Here is a 20508-nt window from a genome sequence, read left to right as displayed (position 1 = left end):
ATCACCCTACACCCGTGACGGGACTATGGTCGCATCACTAGGCTGGGGCCATGGCCCGGTGGGAACCCGATGCGCGCGAACGCCTGGTCGCCGCCGCACTCGACCTGTTCAACGAGCGGGGCTACGACGAGACGACCGTCACGCAGATCGCCGAGCGCGCCGGCCTGACGAAAAGCACGTTCTTTCGGCACTTCCCGGACAAGCGGGACGTGCTGGCGGCCGGCCAGGACGCGATCGCGCAACTCCTGCGCGAGGGGATCGCCACGGCGCCGGCCGACGCGACGCCGCTGGCCGCCGTGTGCTCCGGCCTGAAATCGGCCGCGGCCGCGTTCACGTCGTTCAACCGGGAGCTCGCGCCCAGACTCAAGGCCGCGATCGCCGCCAGCACCGAACTCCAGGAGCGCAACGCGCTCAAACAAATCGGGCTGGCGCGCGCGGTGGCCGAGGCACTCCAGGCGCGCGGCATACCCGAGCCGACGGCGGTATTGGCCGCCGAACTCGGTGCGCTGGCGTTCAAGACGGCCTACGCACGCTGGAGCGAACCGGGCGACGACCGAGACCTGGGCGCCATGGCATGCGAAGCGCTGCACGAATTACACGCCGCCGCGGCCGATCTCGGCTAGCGCGGCAGACCGAGCAGGCGTTCGGCCGCCACGGTCAGCAGGATCTGCTCCGTGCCGCCCGCGATCGTCAGGCAGCGGGTGTTGAGGAAATCGAACACCGCCCGGTCGCCGTCGGCCCGGCGGTCGACGAGGCCGCCGCCTTCGGCGGCATCCATGGTGAATTCGGCCAGCGCCTGGCGGTAGCGGACGCCGATCAGCTTGCGCACACTCGATTGCGCGCCGGGGTCCTGGCCGCCCACCGCGAGCTGGGCGATGCGCTGGTCCAGCAGCGCGCCGGTCTGGGCCAGGATGATCAGGCGCGCCAGCCGGTCCTGCTCGGCGACGTCGAGTTCCCTTGCCGCCAAGAGGGTTAACAGCTCTTCCATCGGGTTGCCCAGCGCCGTACCGTTGGCCATCGCCACCCGCTCGTTGGCCAGCGTGGTGCGGGCCAGCCGCCAGCCGTCGTTGACCTCACCGACCACCATCTCGTCGGGCACGAACACGTTGTCCAGGAACACCTCGTTGAACAGCGAGTCGCCGGTGATCTCGCGCAGCGGCCGGATGTCGATGCCGGGCGATTTCATGTCGACCAGGAAGTAGGTGATGCCTTTGTGTTTCGGGGCATCGGGGTCGGTGCGCGCCAGGCACACGCCCCAGCGCGCCTTGTGCGCCGCGGACGTCCACACCTTCTGGCCGGTCAGCAGCCAGCCTCCGTCACCGCGGACCGCCTTGGTGCGCAGCGACGCCAGGTCGGAGCCCGCGCCGGGCTCGGAAAACAGTTGGCACCACAGGAATTCACCGCGCAACGTGCCCGGCACGAATTGCTCGATCTGCTCCGGTGTGCCGTGCTCGAGGATGGTCGGCGCCGCCCACCAGCCGATCACCAGGTCCGGCCGTTCGACGCCGGCCGCGGCGAGCTCCTGATCGATCAGCAGCTGCTCGGCCGGGGATGCGGCGCGCCCGTACGGCTTGGGCCAGTGCGGCGCCTGCAGGCCCGCCTCGGCCAGACCCACCTGTCGCTTCTCGGCCGGCAGTTCGGCGATCTCGGCGACGGCCGCGGCGATCTCGGCGCGCCGGCCCTCGACCTCGGTGAGGTCGATGCCCAGCCGCCGGCGCACGCCGTCCTGGGTGAGCGCGGTGATGCGCCGCTGCCAGCGCTCGGGGCCGCCCAGGAAGCGGCCGATGGCGTGCGCCCGGCGCAGGTACAGGTGTGCGTCGTGCTCCCAGGTGCAGCCGATGCCGCCGAGCACCTGGATGCAGTCCTTGACGTTGGCCTTCACGGTGGCGATGCAGGTGCTGGCGGCCAGCGCGGCCGCGATGGAGAACTGGGACGCGTCGCCGTCGGCGGCGGCGCGAGCCGCGTCCGAGGCGGCCACCTCGGCCTGCTCGGCGCGGCACAGCATCTCGGCGCACAGGTGTTTGATGGCCTGGAAGCTGCCGATCGGCTTGCCGAACTGCTCGCGGACCTTGGCGTAGTCGACGGCGGTCTCGAGCGCCCATCGGGTGATGCCGGCCGCCTCGGCGGCCAGGACGGTCGCGACCAGTTCCTCGACGCGCGTGCCGGTTTCGGGCAGCACCGTGGCCGGGGCGGAGCTGAGCACCACCCGGGCCAGCGGCCGGGAGAAGTCGGTGGCCTGCAGCGGCTCGACCCGCACGCCCTCGCCGGTGGCGTCGATCAGCAGCCACTTGTCGTCGGCGGGCGCCAGCAGCACGCCATCGCGCACCGTGTTCGAGGCGCCCAGCGCGAACGGAAGTGTGCCCGACGCCGTCGACGTCGCGCCGTCGAGTCGGACGTCGCCTTCGAGCGCCAGCCCGGCGAAGCGCTCCCCGGCGGCCAGCGCCTCCAGCAGTTCGGGGTCGGTGACGACGAGCGTCGCGAGCGCGGTGGTCGCGACCGGGCCTGGGACCAGCGCTTTGGCCACCTCCTCGACCATCGCGCACAGGTCTTCGATGGACCCACCCGCCCCGCCGGATTCCTCCGGGATCGCGACGCCGAAGATTCCCAGTTCGGCCAGCCGGGAGAACACCGGCCGCCACGCGTCGGGCTTGCCCTGCTCGACCTCGCGGATCGCCGCGGTGCCACCCGGTCCCGACGTCGCATTGCGGGCCCAGTCGCGCACCAGGGCGCGCGCGGCAAACTGCTCATCGGTGACGGTCGCTACCACCTGAGAGGACCTCCGCGTCCTTGGCTCGACGTGACACGGGGCCGGCCGGCGCCCGTGTCCTGATTGTCCGATCTTTGCGCGAGCGGGGACATCCCCACCACCAGTTGGCGCGCAACCCGCTCACCGAAGACTAGAACGTGTTCTAATAGTGCCAGTGATCGACCGTCAAGTCGAACGCCATTGCAGCAGCACATGCGCTTGTCCCCGGCGGTATGGAGGTGGGAAATTCACACGCAGAATGCGTATCGTTTGCAAACGAACCGCCCGGAACAGGAGCAAACCATCACATGCCAGCCAGCGCCAACGCCAAGGCCACTTCCAAGGCTAGTTCGAGCCGCGTTTCCGACTCGCAGCCGCGTGAGGTCATAAACGTGGCGGTTCTGGCGGAGTCCGAACTCGGGTCTGAGGCGCAGCGGGAACGCCGCAAGCGCATCCTGGATGCCACCATGGCCATCGCGTCCAAGGGCGGCTACGAGGCCGTTCAGATGCGTGCGGTCGCGGATCGCGCCGACGTGGCGGTGGGGACGCTGTACCGGTATTTCCCGTCGAAGGTGCACCTGCTGGTGTCGGCGCTGGGCCGCGAGTTCGGCCGCATCGACGCCAAGACCGACCGCTCGGCCATGACCGGCGGCACACCCTTTCAGCGGCTGAACTTCATGGTGGGCAAGCTCAACCGCGCGATGCAACGCAACCCGCTGCTGACCGAGGCGATGACGCGCGCCTACGTCTTCGCCGACGCGTCGGCGGCCAGCGAGGTCGACCAGGTCGAAAAGCTCATCGACTCGATGTTCGCGCGCGCGATGGCCGACGGCGAACCGACCGAGGACCAGTACCACATCGCCCGGGTGATCTCCGACGTGTGGCTGTCGAACCTGCTCGCCTGGCTCACCCGCCGCGCCTCGGCCACCGACGTCAGCAAGCGGCTGGATCTGGCCGTGCGGTTGCTGATCGGCGACCAAGACTCCAAATAGCGGCGCTCATGCGGGCGGGCCGGCGGTGCGTCCGCGGATCAGCTCGGTGTCGAGGAGTTCGGTGACCGGCAGACCGGATCGCGGTGGCTTCAACAACAGCTCGCCCGCGCGGCGCCCCTTGTGCAGGCTCGGCTGCGACACCGTGGTCAGGCCGCGGCTGATGGCCTCGGGCACGCCGTCGAATCCGGTGACGGTCAGCTGGCCGGGCACGTAAATGCCATGCGCCCGTAGGTAATCCATGGCGGACAGGGCCAGGATGTCCGCGGTGCACAGCAGCGCGGTGATGCGCGGATTGGTTTCCAGCGCCACCTTGGCGGCCGCGCCGCCCGATTCGGCCAGGTGCTCGTAGCTTTCCACCACGGTCAGCGAACCCGGGTCGATGCCGGCGGCAGTCATCGCCTCCCACACGCCGATGATGCGCTCGCGTTGCACGTCGAAGGCGGGCGAGCGCAACCGCTCGGCGTCCACTAGGCCGTGGCGCCGGTCCCGGCCCAGCCGCATGGTCAGCAGCCCGATCTCGCGATGCCCCAGCCCGAGCACGTAGTCGGCGAGCTCACGCATCGCCGCGCGGTCGTCGATGCCCACCCGCGAGGCGCCGGCGAGATCCTTCGGCTGATCGACCACCACGACCGGCAGCCGCCGCTGCAGCACCACCTGCAGGTAGGGATCGTCATCGCACACCGAATACACCACGAAACCGTCCACGCCCGCCGACAGCACCGCGTCGGTTCCCTCTTTCAGGCTGCGGCTGGGCCCCACGGCCACCAGCAGCAGCCCCTGCCCGGCCGCCTCGCAGGACTGCGCCACCCCGGTGACGAAATCCCGGGCGGCGGGGTCGCTGAAGAAATAGGTCAGCGGCTCGGCCATCACCAGACCGACCGCGCCGGCCTTGCGGGTCCGCAACGAGCGCGCCACCGGGTCGGGGCCGGCGTAGCCGAGCCGCTTGGCCGTCGCGAGCACGCGTTCACGCAGGTCGGCGGAGAGTTGATCGGGGCGGTTGAAGGCGTTCGAGATCGTCGTGCGCGAAACCTTGAGCTCGTCCGCGACCGACGCCAGGGTCGCACGCCGGCGCGGTGTGGGGCTCACGTTCGGTGACGCTACAGCGGATCGGTGCGCGGCCCATGCGCTTCCGACCGCGGCTTTGTAATGGAAACGATTTTCATTAGTATTGTGGATCGGCTTGCTGGCGGGCGGGAGGAAATCGGACGTGCGCATGGCACTGACGCGTGGGCTGGCGGCCGCACTGGCCGTGGCCGGCTCGGCGGTGCTGTCCGGCTGCGGCGGGCACCCCGCGCACCCGCACGCGTCGGCCGTCGTCGCCTCCACCGACGTGTGGGGCAGCGTCGCGCGCGCCGTCGCCGGCAGCCATGTGGCGGTCAAGTCCATCCTGAGCGGCGCGGAAACCGACCCGCACTCCTATGAGGCCAGCCCCTCGGACGCCGCCGCCATCGCCGACGCCGCCCTGGTCGTCTACAACGGCGGCGGCTACGACGGATGGGTCGACGAGGTGCTGGCCCGCCAGCCCGGCGCCAGGCCGGTCAACGCCTACTCGTTCCTCGAGAACGACGGGCAACCCCGCAACGAGCACGTCTTCTACGACCTGAGCGTCGCCAAGGCGGTGGCCGCCACGATCGCCGACCGGCTCGCGACGATCGACCCGGGCAACGCCGCGGACTACCGGGCCAGTGCCGCCACGTTCGGGCGCGGCGCCGACGCCATCGCCGGCACCGAACACGGCATCGCCGCCACCTACCCCCACACTTCGGTCGTGGCGACCGAACCGGTCGCCTTTTACCTGCTGAAGGCGACGGGCCTGCTGAACCGCACCCCGCCCTCGTTCGCCGCGGCGATCGAGAACGAGACCGACCCGGCGCCGGCCGATCTGGCGTCGGTCCTCGACCTCATCGACCGGGGCCAGGTTTCGGCGCTGGTGGTCAACCCGCAGACCTCGGCGGCCGCAATCACCAGCCTGCGCGACGCCGCGCGTCGCGCGGGTGTGCCCGTCACCGAGGTGGCCGAGACCCTACCTGACGGGGCGGATTACCTGAGCTGGCAACGCAATACGGTCGAACGGCTGCTGGCCGCGCTGCAGTCGAGCCGGCCCGTCCAGCCGTGAGCATCGACACGGCGCCCGCCGTCGATCGGCACCCGGACACCGTGTCGCTGCGCGGCGCCCGCCTGGCGTTCGGCGACCGGGTGCTGTGGGACCACCTTGACCTGTCGGTCTCGCGCGGCGAGTTCATCGCGGTGCTCGGCCCCAACGGCAGCGGCAAGACGTCGCTACTCAACGTGCTCCTCGGGCAGCTGCCGCTGAGCGCCGGCGTCGGGTTGGTGGAAGGCAGGCCGATCACCTCGGGCAGCGGGCGCATCGGCTATGTGCCGCAACATCGGCCGCTGGACCGCGACGTGATGCTGCGGGGACGGGACCTGGTTCGGCTGGGTGTCGACGGCGGGCGCTGGGGCGCCGTCCCGCTGCGGTCCCGCGACCGTGCCCGGCGGCGCGCGACCGTCGCCCACGCGCTGAGCCAGGTCAACGGCGAACGCGTGGCGGACGTCCGGGTCGGCGTGATGTCCGGCGGCGAGCTGCAGCGGGTGCGCATCGCCCAGGCACTGGTCAGCGACCCGACCCTGCTGCTGTGCGACGAACCGCTGCTGACGCTGGACCCGGCGAACGCGAAGCTGGTGTCGGCGCTGATCGACCGGCGCCGCCGGGAGGCGGGGACCACGGTCATCGTCGTCACCCACGAGATCAACCCGATCCTGCCGTATGTGGACCGGGTGCTGTACCTGGTCGACGGCCGGTTCAGGATCGGCACCGTCGAGCAGGTGATGACCAGCGAGACGCTGTCGGCGCTGTATCGATCCGACATCCAGGTGGTGAAGGTCAGGGACGGCTACGTTGTGGCCGGCGAGCGCACCGACGGGCACGGCTGATGGAGCACCGGCTCGCCGACGTGGGACACCACCTGTTCTCCTTCGACATCACCGCGCATCTGCTCAGCCACGACTTCGTGCAGCAGGCGTTGGTGGCGGCCGCGCTGCTGGGTTTGGTGGCCGGGCTGATCGGGCCGTTCATCGTGATGCGGCAAATGTCGTTCGCCGTGCACGGGTCCAGCGAATTGTCGTTGACCGGAGCCGCTTTCGCGCTGCTCGTCGGATTCGGGGTGGGTCTGGGCGCGCTGATCGGCAGCGCCCTGGCGGCGGCGCTGTTCGGCGTCCTGGGCCGGCGCGCCCGGGAACGCGATTCGGTGATCGGGGTGGTCCTGGCGTTCGGCCTGGGCCTGGCGGTGTTGTTCATCCACCTCTACCCGGGCCGGACGGCGACCAGCTTCGCGCTGCTGACCGGCCAGATCGTCGGGGTCGGCTACACGGGGCTGACGATGCTGGCGCTGGTTTGCCTCCTCGTCATCGCGGTGCTGGCAACGTGTTACCGCCCGCTGTTGTTCGCCACCGTCGACCCTGATGTCGCCGCCGCCCGCGGCGTGCCGGTCCACGCGCTCGGGATCGTGTTCGCCGCGCTGGTCGGGGTGGTGGCCGCCCAGGCGGTGCAGATCGTCGGGGCGCTGCTGGTGATGTCGCTGCTGATCACGCCGGCGGCCGCGGCGGCCCGGGTGGTCACCTCGCCGGCGGCGGCCATGCTGACCTCGGTGGTGTTCGCCGAGGTGGCCGCGGTCGGCGGGATCGTGCTATCGCTTGCGCCGGGCGTGCCGGTGTCGGTCTTCGTCGCCAGCATCTCGTTTCTGATCTACCTGGTCTGCTGGCTGGTGGGGCGCCGGCGCGAGGCGTCCGCCTAAGCTGGTCGCACAGATCGGCCCACGTCGGGGAAGGCTCGGAGGCCATGGCGCGCAGGCGAATCGCGGTCCTGGTGCAGGCGGCGGTGTCCACCCTCGCGGTGGGCTGCACCACCGTCGTCGACGGAAGCGCCGCGCCCGCAGACACCGCCGGCCCGCTGCCGCAGACCCCCGTGGCCGTCGCCGCCCTGGACGGGCTGCTGCTCGACCAGGGCCAGATCAACTCCGTGCTCACCGCGGGAATGCGGGTCCGCAACCGCACCCAGGCGATGTGGGACTCCAGCGCGACTTTCAGCGACAAGAGCTGCCTGGCGCTGGACGGTCCCGCCCAGGAAGCCGTGTATGCGGACACCGGCTGGACCGCGATGCGCGGCCAACAACTGGACGACAACTACGACGACCCCGCCGTCCGCAATGACTCCGCCGCCGAGGCCGTGATCGCCTATCCCACCGCGCGCCAGGCCAACACCTTCTACGACGCCTCGGTGCGGCGGTGGTTCGCCTGCGCCAACCGCAAGTTCGTCGACCGTCCCCCGGGCAAGCCCGAAGTCGTGTGGACCGCGGGCGACGCCCACAAAGTCGGCGGCACACTCAGCACGTCGACAGCTCAGGACGGCGGCGACGGCTGGACGTGCCAGCGGGCGCTGACCGTTCGCAACAACATCGCCATCGACGTCGCCACGTGCGCGTCCTTCCTGGCCGGCGGGTCCGCCGCCGACATCGCCCAGCAGATCGCGGCCAAGGTCGCCGGGCAATAGCCCGCCCCCATAAGCTGGGCGGGTGGCCGGTATCGACCTCAACGCCGACCTGGGCGAGGGCTTCGGCGTCTGGCGCCTCGGTGACGACGACGCCATGCTCGACATCGTCACCAGCGCCAACGTGGCGTGCGGTTTCCACGCGGGGGACCCCGCCGGACTGGTGCGGGTATGCACCTCGGCCGCGCGGCGCGGGGTGCGCATCGGGGCGCAGGTGAGCTACCGCGACCTGGCCGGGTTCGGCAGGCGCTTCATCGACGTCGCCGCCGACGACCTGATCGCCGACGTGGTGTATCAGATCGGCGCGCTGCAGGCGATCGCGCACGCGTGCGGTTCTGTCGTGTCCTACGTGAAACCGCATGGGGCGCTGTACAACACGATCGTGACCAACAGCGAGCAGGCCGCCGCGGTCGCCGAGGCGGTGCGGCTCGTCGACGACGGCCTGCCGGTGCTGGGCATGGCCGGGTCGGCGTTCTTCGACGAGGCCGCCCGACGCGGCCTGCGGACCGTGGCCGAGGCGTTCGCCGACCGGGCCTACCGCCCGGACGGGCGGCTGGTCTCCCGCCGCGAACCCGGTGCGGTATTGCACGATCCGGGCGCGATCGCCGAGCGCGTCGCCGCCATGGTGACCGCGGGCCAGATCACCGCGATCGACGGGAGCCACATCGAGGTGAGCGTGGAATCGGTTTGCGTGCACGGTGATTCGCCCGGGGCGGTGCGGATTGCCACCGCGGTCCGCGATCGCCTCACGGCGGCCGGCGCCGACCTTCGGGCGTTCTGCTGATGCGGCTCAAGCTCGGGCGGCCCGACATCGCTCGGTACGCGGACCGATTCGACGCCCCCGCGGCCGGGCCCGACGGGCTCTCGGTGACCTGGATGGGCGTGGCGACGCTGCTGATCGACGACGGCTCGTCGGCGTTGATGACCGACGGCTACTTCTCCCGGCCGGGCCTGGCCAAGATCGCGGCCGGCAAGGTGGCGCCGTCGCCGGCCCGCGTCGACGGATGCCTGGCCCGGGCCAAGGTGTCGCGACTGGCCGCCGTCATCCCGGTGCACACCCACATCGACCACGTGCTGGACTCCGCGCTGGTCGCCGACCGCACCGGCGCGCAGCTGATCGGCGGCCAGTCCGCGGCCAACGTCGGGCGCGGCTACGGCCTCCCGGAGAACCGGATCGTCGTCGCGGTCGACGGGCAGCCAATTCGGTTGGGCGACTACGAGATAACGTTGGTAAACTCCCACCACTGCCCACCCGACCGGTATCCCGGCGTGATCGACGAACCGCTGATCACCCCGGTGAAGGCGTCGGCGTACCGCTGCGGCGAGTCGTGGTCGACGCTGGTGGCCCACCGGCCGACGGGCCGGCGGCTGCTGATCTGTGGCAGCGCCGGTTTCGTCAAGGGGGCGCTGGCCGGCCACCGCGCCGATGCCGTCTACCTGTCCGTCGGGCAGCTGGGGCTGCAGCCGCGGTCGTATCTGGTCGACTATTGGGCCGAGACCGTCCGCGTGGTGGGCGCTCGCCGGGTGATCCTCATCCACTGGGACGACTTCTTCCGCCCGCTGACAAAGCCGTTGCGCGCCTTGCCCTATGCGGGCGACGACCTCGACGTCTCCATCCGCGTCCTCGATGAGCTGGCCGCACAGGACGGTGTCGCGCTGCACCTGCCGACGGTGTGGCGGCGCGAGGACCCGTGGGGCGAAGCGGTCTAGACGTTGGCACTGACCGTCGCGCTGTTGCTGCTCGCCGTCGTCCTGGGGTTCGCCGTCGCGCGCCCACGGGGCTGGCCCGAGGCGCTGGCCGCGATTCCGGCCGCCCTCGTCCTGGTCGGGATCGGGGCGGTCTCGGTCCAGCAGGCGGCCAAGGAGATCGCCGACCTGTCCGAGGTGGTCGCCTTCCTCGGGGCGGTGCTGGTGCTGGCCAAGCTGTGCGACGACGAGGGCCTGTTCGAGGCCGCCGGCGCGGCGATCGCGCGCGGACGCGTCGGGTCGGGCACGCTGCTGCGGCGGGTGTTCGCGATCGCGTCGGGGATCACCGCCGTGCTGAGCCTGGACGCCGCCGTGGTGCTGCTGACCCCGGTGGTGCTCGCCGCCGTGCGGCGGCAGCGCACTCGGGTGCGGCCCTACGCCTACGCCACCGCCCATCTGGCCAACGGCGCCTCGCTGCTGCTTCCGGTGTCCAACCTGACCAACCTGCTGGCCTTCCACACGGCCGACATCTCGTTCACCAAGTTCACGCTGGTGATGGCGCTGCCGTGGCTCGGCGCGGTGGCCACCCTCTACGTGATCTTCCGCTGGTTCTTCGCCAAGGACCTACGGGTGCAGCCGAACCCGGAGCAACGCGGCGCGCCACCACGCCCGCCGGTGTTCGTGTTGGTGGTCGTCGCGCTGACGCTGGCCGGGTTCGCGGTCGCCCAGTCGGTGGGGGTGGCGCCGGCCTGGGTGGCGCTGTGCGGCGCCGCGGTGCTGGCGGCGCGCAGCCTGCGCCGCCGCCACACGTCGGTGTCGGAGATCGTGCGCTCGGCCAACGTGTCCTTCCTGGTATTCGTGCTGGCGCTGGGGGTCGTGGTGCGGGCGGTCATGCTGGGCGGGATGGACCGGGCGATGTCGGCGGTGCTGCCGTCGGGCTCGGGCCTGCCCGCCTTGCTGGCGATCGCCGCGATCGCGGCCGTGCTGGCCAACGTCGTCAACAACCTGCCCGCCACCCTGGTGTTGCTGCCGCTGGTCGCCCCGGCCGGGCCGGTGGCGGTGCTGGCGGTGCTGATCGGGGTCAACATCGGCCCCAACCTGACCTACGTCGGGTCATTGTCAAACCTGTTGTGGCGGCGCGTGCTTCGCCAGCACGACGTCGACGCCGGGGTCGGCGAATACACCCGCCTCGGGGTGTGCACCGTGCCCGCGTCGCTGGCGGTGGCGGTGCTCGCGCTGTGGGCGTCGGCGCGGGCGCTCGGCCTCTAGCCCCGACGGTATGCCGGCGGCAACGGCATGGACAGCTCGGCCAGCACACCCCGCAACGCCGTCGGATAATCGGTGATGATGCCGTCGACCCCGTACCCGATCTGCCGGCGCATGGCGTCGACATCGTCGACCGTCCACGGAATGACCTTGAGCCCCAACGCATGCGCGCGGTCGACGTACGGCTTGCCGGCGACCAGCCGGTAGTCCGGTGAGACGGCGTCGGCGCCGACCGTCAGCGCGCCGATCAGCGGATCGCCGGGAGTCTGCTCGTCATAGAGGGCCACCAACGGGATTGACGGTTCGGCCCGGTGGACCAACGGCAGCGTGCGCCAGTCGAAGCTCTGTATGTCCACCCGCTCGACCTTGCCCGCGGCCCTGACCGCTTCCAGTATCACGTCGACGAACTCCTGCGGCTCGGGTTCATCGGCGTCCACCTTGGTTTCGATGTTGTAGCGCACGGCGTCGGCGCGGTAGGAGTCGGCGAGGGCGAAAACCTGAGGCAGCGTGGCGATCCTGTTGCCCGGCACCACTTCGGCGTTCGGGAAGTCGTCCAGCCGGCGCCCGCAGTCCAGGGTGCGGATCTGGGCCAGCGTGAGATCGTGCACGAGTTTGCCGACGTAGGGGTACTGCGGGTCGCCGGCGAATGCGGGTGCGGTGTCGGCGCATTTCTCGGCCGCGATCGTCGGGTCGTGCCACACCAGCGGTTGGCGGTCCCGGGTGAGCACGACGTCGAGTTCCAGTGTGCTGACCCCCAATTCGAGCGACCTGGCGAAGGCCCGCAACGACTGCTCGGTGGCCTCCCCGCGCCCGCCGCGGTGGGCCTGCAGGTCGAAGTCGGGTGCCTGCGCGGCGGCCGGCGCCGCCACAAGCACCGCCGATGCCAGCAGCGCGGCAACGAGGCGGGCGATCACCTAACCCCTGCGCTGGCGCGAAATTTCGGCGAGCACCACCCCGGCGGCCACCGAGGCGTTCAGCGATTCGGCATTGCCGGCCATCGGGATGGACACGACCTCGTCGCAGTTCTGCCGCACCAGCCGCGACAGCCCCTTGCCTTCCGACCCGACGACGACCACGATCGGGTCGGTGCCGTCGAGGTCGTCGAGCGTGGTGTCGCCGCCGGCGTCCAGCCCGATCACCCGCAGGCCGCGATCCGCCCAATCCGTCAGTGTCCTGGTGAGATTGGTGGCCCGGGCCACCGGGACGCGGGCCGCGGCCCCGGCGCTGGTGCGCCATGCCACCGCCGTCACCGAGGCCGACCGCCGCTGCGGGATGAGCACGCCGTGGCCGCCGAACGCGGCGACCGAACGCACGATGGCGCCCAGGTTGCGGGGGTCGGAGATGTTGTCGAGCGCGACCAGCAGCGCGGGCGGCGAACCGGTCGCCGCCTCCACCAGGTCGTCGGGGTGGGCGTAGTTGTAGGGCGGCACCTGCAACGCGATGCCCTGATGCAGATGGTTGTTGGTCATCCGGTCCAGGTCGGTGCGCGGCACCTCCAGGATCGCGATGCCCAAATCGGCGGCGCGGGAGACGGATTCGGTGAGCCGCTCGTCGGCTTCGCTGCCCAGCGCCACGTAGAGCGCGGTCGCCGGAACGCCGGCGCGCAGGCACTCCAGCACCGGGTTGCGGCCCAGCACCGTCTCGGTCTCGTCGGTCTTACCCCGCGCGGGGCGGCGCGACGGCGACTGGGCGCGCTTGGCGGCGGGGTGGTTGGGGCGCATGTGCGCGGGAGGCGTGGGGCCGCGGCCCTCCAGCCCGCGGCGACGCTGGCCGCCCGAACCGACGGTCGGGCCCTTCTTGGTGCCCGCCTTACGGATTGCGCCGCGGCGTCGCGAATTGCCGGCCATGTGCGTGGCCCCTACTGATCCGGGCCGGCCTGCAGCGACCACTGCGGCCCGTCGGCGGTGTCGGTGACCTCGATGCCGGCGTGCTTGAGCCGGTCCCGGATCTCGTCGGCGAGCGCCCAGTTGCGCTGCTCGCGCGCCTTCTCCCGGTTCTCCAGCTCCGCGTGCACCAGCACGTCGACGGCGGCCAGCGCCGCCGACGTCTCGTCGCGGGTCTCCCAGCGCTCGTCGAGGGGGTCGCAGCCCAGGATGCCCATCATTGCGCGGATCGCCCGGGCGTGGCGCAGCGCGCCGTCGTGATCGCCGGAGTCCAGCGCCCGGTTGCCCTCGGCGCGGGCGGAGTGCACCTCGGCCAGCGCCGCCGGCACCGCCAGGTCGTCGTTGAGCGCGTCGGCGAACTTCGGCGTCCACTGGCCGGGCTCGACGCCGCCGACCCGAACCCGCACCCGGTGCAGGAATTCCTCAACGCCCACATAGGCTTTCACCGCGTCCTGCAGGGCGGTCTCGGAGAATTCCAGCATCGACCGGTAGTGGGCGCTGCCCAGGTAGTAGCGCAACTCGGCGGGCCGGACCCGCTGCAGCAGCGCCGGGATGGCCAGCACGTTGCCCAGCGACTTGCTCATCTTCTCGCCGCCCATCGTCACCCAGCCATTGTGCAGCCAGTAGCGGGCGAAACCGTCGCCGGCGGCGCGGCTCTGGGCGATCTCGTTCTCGTGATGCGGGAAGACCAAATCCATTCCGCCGCAATGGATGTCGAATTCGGCGCCCAGGTAGGTGCGGGCCATCGCCGAGCATTCCAGGTGCCAGCCCGGGCGGCCGCGGCCCCACGGCGTGGGCCAGGACGGCTCGCCGGGCTTGGCGGCCTTCCACAGGGTGAAGTCGCGCTGGTCGCGTTTGCAGGTGGCCGCGCCCTCGCCCTGATGGACGTCGTCGATCTTGTGGCCGGACAGTTGCCCGTACTCCGGGTAGCTGAGCACGTCGAAGTAGACGTCGCCGCCGGCGGCGTACGCGTGGTCGGTTTCGATCAGGCGGTGCATCAACTCGATCATCTGGGTGATGTGGCCGGTGGCCCGCGGCTCGGCCGACGGCGGCAGCACGTCCAGGGCGTCGTAGGCGGCGGAGAAGGCGCGTTCGTAGGTGGCCGCCCACTCCCACCACGGCCTGCCCGCCGCGGCGGCCTTGTTGAGGATCTTGTCGTCGATGTCGGTGACGTTGCGGATGAAGGCGACGTCGCACCCGCGGGCGATCAGCCAGCGGCGCAGGATGTCGAAGGCCACCCCGCTGCGGACGTGGCCGATGTGCGGCAGGCCCTGCACGGTGGCGCCGCAAAGGTAGATGGAGACGTGGCCCTCGCGCAGCGGCACGAAATCACGCACAGCACCGGCTGCCGTGTCGTGTAGCCGCAAGCGGGCGCGATCGGTCACGACGTGCCAGCTTACCGGGTAGTTCCCCGGCGCCCGGCGCTGCGCGGGCTTAGCCCGCGGGGACCACCAGCGCGGTGGCGATGGCAGCCAGCCCCTCACCGCGTCCGGTCAGCCCTAACCCGTCGGTCGTGGTCGCCGACACCGACACCGGCGCTCCCAATAATTCCGACAGCACGCGCTGCGCCTCGGCGCGGCGGGGACCGACCTTCGGCCGGTTCCCGATGACCTGCACGGCGGCGTTGGAGACCCGGAAGCCTGCGCCCGACGCCAGTGCGGCGACGTGGCGCAGCATGTCCGCGCCGCTGATGCCCTCGAAGCGCGGATCGTCTACCCCGAACATGGCGCCCACGTCGCCGAGGCCCGCCGCCGAGAGCACCGCGTCGCACAGCGCGTGCGCCCCCACGTCGCCGTCGGAGTGGCCGGCGCAGCCGTCGGCGTCGGCGAACAGCAGACCCAGCAGCCAGCACGGCCGCCCGGGTTCGATCGGGTGCACGTCGACGCCCAGGCCGACCCTGGGGACGGGAAGGGGCTCGCTCATCGGCGCACGATCGCTTCGGCCAGCAACAAATCGAGCTGAGTGGTGATCTTGAACGCCAGCGGATCGCCGTCGACCACCTGGACCTGCCCGCCGACGTGCTCGACCAGCGACGCGTCATCGGTGAAACCGGCCGCGCCGGCGCCGGCCCGGTAGGCGCGCTGCAGCAGGTCGGTGGCGAACCCCTGGGGCGTCTGCACCGCCCGTAGCCCGTCGCGCTCCGGCGTCCCCAGGACCACCCCGTTGGCGTCCACGGCCTTGATGGTGTCGTGCAGCCGCAACGCGGGCACCACGGCGTCGTGGCCGGCCCGCAGGGCGTCGACCACGCGGGTGATCAGCGTCGGAGGGGTCAGCGCGCGCGCCGCGTCGTGCACCAGCACGTACGCGGCGGCCACGGGGAGGGCGGCCAAGGCCAGGTCGACGGATCGGGTGCGGTCGGGCCCGCCGGCGACGACGGTGGCCCGGCCGGCGAGGACGCGCTTGGCCTCGTCGATCCGGTCGGCGGGCACGGCCACCACGACGTGATCGACCACGCCGGATTCCAGTAGACCCGCGACGGCGCGCTCCAGCAGGGTGCGGCCGGCAATCTCGCAGAATGCCTTGGGGATTCCCGCCGCCAGTCGTTCGCCCGAACCTGCGGCCGGGACGACGGCGATTACGTTGCCCGAGGTGCCCGTCTGTCGGGCCACCGAAGCGTCAGGACCTTCAGGAAGCGGCGGCCAGAACCTCGTCGAGGATGGTCTCCGCCTTGGCGTCGTCGGTGCTCTCCGCCAACGCCAGTTCACCGACGAGGATCTGGCGGGCCTTGGCCAGCATGCGCTTCTCACCGGCCGACAGTCCGCGCTCCTGGTCGCGGCGCCACAGGTCGCGCACCACCTCGGCCACCTTGTTGACGTCGCCGGAGGCAAGCTTTTCGAGATTGGCCTTGTAGCGGCGCGACCAGTTCGTCGGCTCCTCGGTGTGCGGGGCGCGCAGCACCTGGAACACCTTGTCGAGGCCTTCCTGTCCGACGACGTCGCGGACGCCGACGTACTCGGCGTTCTCCGCGGGAACTCGAACGGTCAGGTCTCCCTGCGCCACCTTCAAGACGAGATATTCTTTTTGTTCCCCTTTGATCGTCCGGGTTTCGATCGCCTCGACTAACGCAGCACCGTGATGCGGATAAACAACGGTGTCGCCGACCTTGAAGATCATCTGATTCGAGCCCCTTTCGTTACTTCATCCTAACACGCCCGCCTAACCACGCGCGAAGCAACGATGCAGGTCAGGGGCACAACACGCGCAGATTAGGGGTTGACATGGGGACCAAGTCGTGCAGTGCAGCACATTACCAACGCCCCCGGACCGGGCGGTTGGCGGCCTTTAAAACAGCTCCTGCGCTGGTCTGGCGCCCCGCGCTACCGCGTGCACAGCGTCCCTACTACTGTGCATAGTTGCATTAGTCGAACCGGCCGAGCAGGAGGCTGTAGAGAGTGAACCGCTTCAAGATCCGCCTCGGCCTTCCCGCGATCGCCGTGGCCGGCGTGCTGGCCGTGCTGGCCGCGCTGCTCAGCGGTTGCGGGGCCGGTCAGGTTTCGCAGATGGCGGTGCAGGAGCCCGCCATCAACGGGAACAAGGTCACCTTCAACAACGTGGCGTTGCGCAACATCCACCTCCAGGCCACGCAGACGGGTGACTTCCTGCAGCCCGGCCGGGCGGTCGACCTGGTGCTGGTGGCCGTCAACCAGTCGCCGACCACCCCGGACAGGCTCGTCGGCATCACCAGCGACGTCGGCGCCGTGGCGATCAGCGGCGACACCCGCCTGCCCGCCGGCGGGATGCTGTTCATCGGCACGCCCGAGGGCCAGAAGGTGGCGCCGGGACCGATCGATTCCAGCACCGCGGCCAAGGCGACCGTCACCTTGGCCAAGCCCATCTCGAACGGCCTGACCTACAACTTCACGTTCAACTTCGAGAAGGCCGGGCAGGCCACCGTGCTGGTCCCGATTTCGGCCGGAGTGACCCCGCCGCACCAAAATCACGCGGGGTAACCGCCTGTCGTGACGGGGGCTAGTCGTAGCGGCTCGATACCGTCATCACGTGGCAACCGCGCGCTCGCAATACCGCTGCTCGGAATGCCGGCACGTCACCGCGAAATGGGTCGGCCGCTGCCTCGAGTGCGGCACCTGGGGCACCGTTGACGAGGTCCCGGTGCTCAGTACCGTCGCCGGGCGCCGCGCCGTTCGTGCCGCGGCGTCGCAGGCCGTGCCGATCACGTCCATCGAGCCGGGCGCCAGCCAGCACCGCACGACGGGCGTAGGCGAACTCGACCGGGTGCTCGGCGGCGGCGTGGTGCCCGGTTCGGTCACGCTGCTGGCGGGCGATCCGGGCGTGGGGAAGTCGACGCTGTTGCTCGAGGTCGCCCACCGCTGGGCGGAATCCGGCCGCCGCGCGCTGTACATCTCCGGCGAGGAGTCCGCCGGCCAGATCCGGTTGCGCGCCGACCGCATCGGCTGCGGCGGCGACGAGCTGTACCTGGCCGCCGAATCCGACCTGCACACCGTGCTCGAGCACATCGCCACGGTCAAGCCCGCGCTGGTGATCGTGGACTCGGTGCAAACCATGTCCACCACCGAGGCCGACGGCGTCGCCGGCGGCGTCACGCAGGTGCGGGCGGTGACGTCGGCGCTGACCGCGGCGGCCAAGACCAACGGGGTCGCGCTGATCCTGGTCGGGCACGTCACCAAGGACGGGGCCATCGCCGGGCCGCGTTCCCTCGAGCACCTCGTCGACGTGGTCCTGCACTTCGAGGGTGACCGCAACGGCTCGCTGCGGATGGTCCGGGGCATCAAGAACCGGTTCGGCGCCGCCGACGAGGTCGGGTGTTTCCTGTTGCACGACAACGGGATCGAAGGGGTCGCCGACCCGTCGAACCTGTTCTTGGACCAGCGCCCCGCGCCGGTTCCGGGCACCGCGATCACGGTGACCCTCGACGGCAAACGTCCGCTCATCGGCGAGGTGCAGGCCCTGCTGGCCTCGCCGTCGGGCGGTTCGCCGCGCCGCGCCGTCAGCGGCATCGACCATTCGCGGGCCGCCATGATCACCGCCGTGCTGGAAAAGCACGCCAAGTTGCCCGTCGCCGCCCACGACATCTACCTGTCCACCGTCGGCGGCATGCGGCTGACCGACCCGTCATCGGACCTGGCGGTCGCGGTCGCGCTGGCGTCCGCGCTGGCCGATCTGCCCCTGCCCACCACGGCGGTGATGATCGGGGAGGTGGGCCTGGCCGGCGACCTGCGGCGGGTCAGCGGCATGGAGCGGCGGCTGTCCGAGGCCGCGCGCCAGGGATTCACCGTCGCGCTCATCCCGGACGGCGACGACCCCCGGCGCGATATCGTGCCCCGCGGGATGCGCGCGCTGCGCGCGCCCACCATCGTCGCGGCGCTCCAGCACATGATCGACATCGCCGAGCGCCGGGGCGGCCCCGCAAACCCGTACCGGCTGGACGCGTGACGCGATGGGCCGCAGAATGCACGCTGTGACCCGACCGACGTTGCGTGACACCGTTGCCCGCCTGGCGCCGGGGACCGGGCTGCGTGACGGCCTGGAACGCATCCTGCGCGGCCGCACCGGCGCGCTGATCGTGCTCGGCAACGACGAAAACGTCGAAGCCATCTGCGACGGCGGCTTCGCGCTGGACGTGCGCTACGCGCCGACCCGGCTGCGCGAGCTGGCAAAGATGGACGGCGCCGTGGTGCTGTCCACCGACGGCAGCCGCATCGTGCGCGCCAACGTGCAGTTGGTGCCGGACCCGTCGATCGCCACCGACGAATCGGGGACTCGACACCGGTCGGCGGAGCGGGCGGCGATCCAGACCGGATACCCGGTGATCTCGGTGAGCCACTCGATGAACATCGTGACCGTCTACGTGGGCGGGGAGCGCCACGTGGTCGCCGATTCCGCGACGATCCTGTCGCGGGCCAATCAGGCCATCGCCACCCTGGAGCGGTACAAGATCAGGCTCGACGAGGTCAGCCGGCAGCTGTCGCGGGCCGAGATCGAGGACTTCGTCACCCTGCGCGACGTCCTGACGGTGGTGCAGCGCCTCGAGCTGGTCCGGCGGATCGGCCAGGTGATCGACAACGACGTCGTCGAACTCGGCACCGACGGGCGCCAGCTGCGGCTGCAGCTCGACGAGCTGCTCGGCGGCAACGACATCGCCCGGGAGCTGATCGTGCGGGACTACCACGCCAGCCCGGAGCCGCTGTCCGAAGCGCAGCTGACCGCGACGCTGGACGAGCTGGACGCGCTCTCGGACACCGAGCTGCTCGACTTCACCGCTCTGGCAAAGGTTTTCGGCTACCCGACGACGACGGAGGCGCAGGATTCGGCGGTCAGCCCGCGCGGCTACCGCGCGCTGGCCGGCATCCCCCGGCTGCAGTTCGCCCACGCCGATCTGCTGGTCCGCTCGTTCGGGACGCTGCAGAACGTGTTGGCGGCCAGCGCCAGCGACCTGCAATCGGTCGACGGCATCGGCGCGATGTGGGCGCGCCACGTGCGGGAGGGGCTGTCGCAGCTGGCGGAGTCGACGATCACCGACTCACTGAGCTAATGCTCGTTGAGGTCAGCCGGCCGGGGGCATCGGCGGCGCCTCCGGCTGCGGCACGGCGCCGGGCTGGCCCGGGCCGGGCACCGGGCCCGGCGGCGGCGGGGGCTGGTTCATGATGAACGGCACCGGCATCGAGCGCAGATTGCCCAGCTGGACGACCAGGTTGTAGGTGCCCGGCCCGATCGCCGGCCGCGGCAACGGGCAGTGCGGCGCCGATCCCATGCCCGTCCACGTCACCGCGGTGGTCACCTGCTCGCCCGGCGTGAAGGTCTTGATCAGCGTCTCGTTGGACGGCGCGCAGTCCAGGTTCGACCACAGCCGCTTGTTGTCCAGCGAGTAGACGTAGGCCGCCAGCACCGCGGCCCCGACGTCGCGCTTGCACGCGACCAGCCCGATGTTGGTGACGACCATGGTGAACTTCGGCTGGTCACCGATGAAGTACTGGGGAGCGTTGGTCAGGCCCTTGACCGCCAGCGTCGAGTCGGGGCAGTCGTCACCCTCCTTCAGCACCGGCGGCGGCTGCACCGCGGCGGTGGGGGTGGGCGTCTCGGGGTTCTGGCCCTGCGCCGGCGGCGCCCCGGGGGCGGGGCTTTCGGGCCCCGCCGGTGGCGGCGCCTGGGGCGCGGGCGATCCCGGCTTGCTCTGCGCCGAGTTCGGCTTGTCGGCGGTGGTGGGCTTGGCTCCCGAGCTGTGCCCCATGAACGCGATGACGGTGGCGGCCACGATCCCGATCACGACGACCGCGATGCCCACGGCCAGGCCTCTGCGCCGCCAATAGATCTCGGTGGGTAGCGGGCCACGCGGTTCCAGATCGAGCACGTTCGCAGCGTAGGCCCAGGTCACGCCGATTCGGTTGACCCGCCTCGGCGTGTCGCTAGGTT

The 20508-nt window shown here is 71.0% G+C and carries 21 protein-coding genes; 12 read left to right on the top strand and 9 right to left on the bottom strand.

What is annotated here, in order from left to right; genetic code table 11:
- Positions 1-50: 50 nt before the first annotated feature.
- Positions 51-623, top strand: a complete 573-nt coding sequence (locus W7S_RS02420; protein ID WP_008263561.1) for a TetR/AcrR family transcriptional regulator — start codon at positions 51-53, stop codon at positions 621-623.
- Here the strand turns inward: W7S_RS02420 and W7S_RS02415 are convergent.
- Positions 620-2767, bottom strand: coding sequence for an acyl-CoA dehydrogenase (locus tag W7S_RS02415; protein WP_008263560.1), 2148 nt, complete (start codon positions 2765-2767; stop codon positions 620-622). The two genes, W7S_RS02420 and W7S_RS02415, sit on opposite strands and share 4 nt — an antisense overlap.
- Before the next feature lie 371 nt (positions 2768-3138).
- Between W7S_RS02415 and kstR the strand changes: the two genes are divergently transcribed.
- Positions 3139-3738 carry a cholesterol catabolism transcriptional regulator KstR gene (gene kstR / locus W7S_RS02410; protein ID WP_008263559.1) on the top strand — a complete coding sequence of 200 codons (600 nt, stop codon included), beginning with the start codon at positions 3139-3141 and terminating at the stop codon, positions 3736-3738.
- Positions 3739-3744: 6 nt separating this feature from the next.
- On the opposite strand, the gene W7S_RS02405 is transcribed toward kstR, so the two are convergent.
- Complete coding sequence (locus W7S_RS02405) at positions 3745-4824, bottom strand: LacI family DNA-binding transcriptional regulator (protein WP_008263558.1); 1080 nt, start codon at positions 4822-4824, stop codon at positions 3745-3747.
- Positions 4825-4951: 127 nt separating this feature from the next.
- Between W7S_RS02405 and W7S_RS02400 the strand changes: the two genes are divergently transcribed.
- The 7 genes from W7S_RS02400 to W7S_RS02370 are packed head-to-tail and all read left to right on the top strand — an operon-like array spanning position 4952 to position 11239.
- Complete coding sequence (locus tag W7S_RS02400; protein ID WP_014710852.1) at positions 4952-5854, top strand: metal ABC transporter solute-binding protein, Zn/Mn family; 903 nt, start codon at positions 4952-4954, stop codon at positions 5852-5854.
- Positions 5851-6672: a metal ABC transporter ATP-binding protein gene (locus tag W7S_RS02395; RefSeq protein WP_008263556.1), complete on the top strand. Its 822-nt coding sequence runs from the start codon at positions 5851-5853 to the stop codon at positions 6670-6672. The genes W7S_RS02400 and W7S_RS02395 overlap by 4 nt, the downstream gene beginning before the upstream one ends.
- Positions 6672-7532: a metal ABC transporter permease gene (locus tag W7S_RS02390; protein WP_008263555.1), complete on the top strand. Its 861-nt coding sequence runs from the start codon at positions 6672-6674 to the stop codon at positions 7530-7532. Before W7S_RS02395 ends, W7S_RS02390 begins: the two co-directional genes overlap by 1 nt.
- Positions 7533-7576: 44 nt before the next feature.
- Positions 7577-8287: a sensor domain-containing protein gene (locus W7S_RS02385; protein ID WP_008263553.1), complete on the top strand. Its 711-nt coding sequence runs from the start codon at positions 7577-7579 to the stop codon at positions 8285-8287.
- Between the two features lie 22 nt (positions 8288-8309).
- Complete coding sequence (locus W7S_RS02380) at positions 8310-9068, top strand: LamB/YcsF family protein (protein WP_014710851.1); 759 nt, start codon at positions 8310-8312, stop codon at positions 9066-9068.
- On the top strand, positions 9068-9994 hold the full coding sequence (locus tag W7S_RS02375; RefSeq protein ID WP_008263542.1) for an MBL fold metallo-hydrolase: 927 nt from the start codon (positions 9068-9070) through the stop codon (positions 9992-9994). The genes W7S_RS02380 and W7S_RS02375 overlap by 1 nt, the downstream gene beginning before the upstream one ends.
- Positions 9995-9997: 3 nt before the next feature.
- A complete protein-coding gene (locus W7S_RS02370) occupies positions 9998-11239 on the top strand; it encodes an SLC13 family permease (RefSeq protein WP_008263541.1) in 1242 nt (413 codons plus the stop codon).
- Here the strand turns inward: W7S_RS02370 and W7S_RS02365 are convergent.
- Genes W7S_RS02365 through carD form a run of 6 tightly spaced genes read right to left on the bottom strand, consistent with a single transcriptional unit; the run spans position 11236 to position 16233 of the window.
- Positions 11236-12150: a glycerophosphodiester phosphodiesterase gene (locus tag W7S_RS02365; RefSeq protein ID WP_008263539.1), complete on the bottom strand. Its 915-nt coding sequence runs from the start codon at positions 12148-12150 to the stop codon at positions 11236-11238. The genes W7S_RS02370 and W7S_RS02365 overlap by 4 nt on opposite strands.
- Positions 12151-13083, bottom strand: a complete 933-nt coding sequence (gene rlmB, locus W7S_RS02360) for a 23S rRNA (guanosine(2251)-2'-O)-methyltransferase RlmB (protein WP_008263538.1) — start codon at positions 13081-13083, stop codon at positions 12151-12153.
- Positions 13084-13094: 11 nt separating this feature from the next.
- A complete protein-coding gene (gene cysS / locus W7S_RS02355; RefSeq protein ID WP_008263537.1) occupies positions 13095-14504 on the bottom strand; it encodes a cysteine--tRNA ligase in 1410 nt (469 codons plus the stop codon).
- Positions 14505-14553: 49 nt separating this feature from the next.
- Complete coding sequence (ispF, locus tag W7S_RS02350; RefSeq protein WP_008263536.1) at positions 14554-15042, bottom strand: 2-C-methyl-D-erythritol 2,4-cyclodiphosphate synthase; 489 nt, start codon at positions 15040-15042, stop codon at positions 14554-14556.
- Positions 15039-15728, bottom strand: a complete 690-nt coding sequence (ispD, locus tag W7S_RS02345; protein WP_008263535.1) for a 2-C-methyl-D-erythritol 4-phosphate cytidylyltransferase — start codon at positions 15726-15728, stop codon at positions 15039-15041. Before ispD ends, ispF begins: the two co-directional genes overlap by 4 nt.
- Before the next feature lie 16 nt (positions 15729-15744).
- Complete coding sequence (gene carD, locus W7S_RS02340) at positions 15745-16233, bottom strand: RNA polymerase-binding transcription factor CarD (RefSeq protein WP_003419482.1); 489 nt, start codon at positions 16231-16233, stop codon at positions 15745-15747.
- Positions 16234-16511: 278 nt separating this feature from the next.
- Between carD and W7S_RS02335 the strand changes: the two genes are divergently transcribed.
- From W7S_RS02335 to disA, 3 genes are read left to right on the top strand one after another with little or no spacing between them, the layout of a single operon-like run.
- A complete protein-coding gene (locus tag W7S_RS02335) occupies positions 16512-17069 on the top strand; it encodes a hypothetical protein (protein ID WP_008263526.1) in 558 nt (185 codons plus the stop codon).
- Positions 17070-17118: 49 nt separating this feature from the next.
- The gene (gene radA, locus W7S_RS02330) at positions 17119-18531 is read left to right on the top strand and encodes a DNA repair protein RadA (RefSeq protein ID WP_008263524.1); all 1413 of its coding nucleotides are present in this window, start codon (positions 17119-17121) and stop codon (positions 18529-18531) included.
- A gap of 16 nt (positions 18532-18547) precedes the next feature.
- Complete coding sequence (disA, locus tag W7S_RS02325) at positions 18548-19630, top strand: DNA integrity scanning diadenylate cyclase DisA (protein ID WP_008263522.1); 1083 nt, start codon at positions 18548-18550, stop codon at positions 19628-19630.
- 12 nt (positions 19631-19642) lie between these two features.
- Here the strand turns inward: disA and W7S_RS02320 are convergent, their stop codons facing one another.
- Positions 19643-20446 (bottom strand): hypothetical protein, encoded by an 804-nt coding sequence (locus tag W7S_RS02320; RefSeq protein WP_085976473.1) that lies wholly within the window; start codon positions 20444-20446, stop codon positions 19643-19645.
- Positions 20447-20508: the final 62 nt, after the last annotated feature.

Source organism: Mycobacterium sp. MOTT36Y (genome assembly GCF_000262165.1).
GTDB lineage: Bacteria > Actinomycetota > Actinomycetes > Mycobacteriales > Mycobacteriaceae > Mycobacterium > Mycobacterium intracellulare.
Note: the sequence above shows the minus strand (reverse complement) of the source record. Positions and strands in the feature narration are given on the sequence as shown.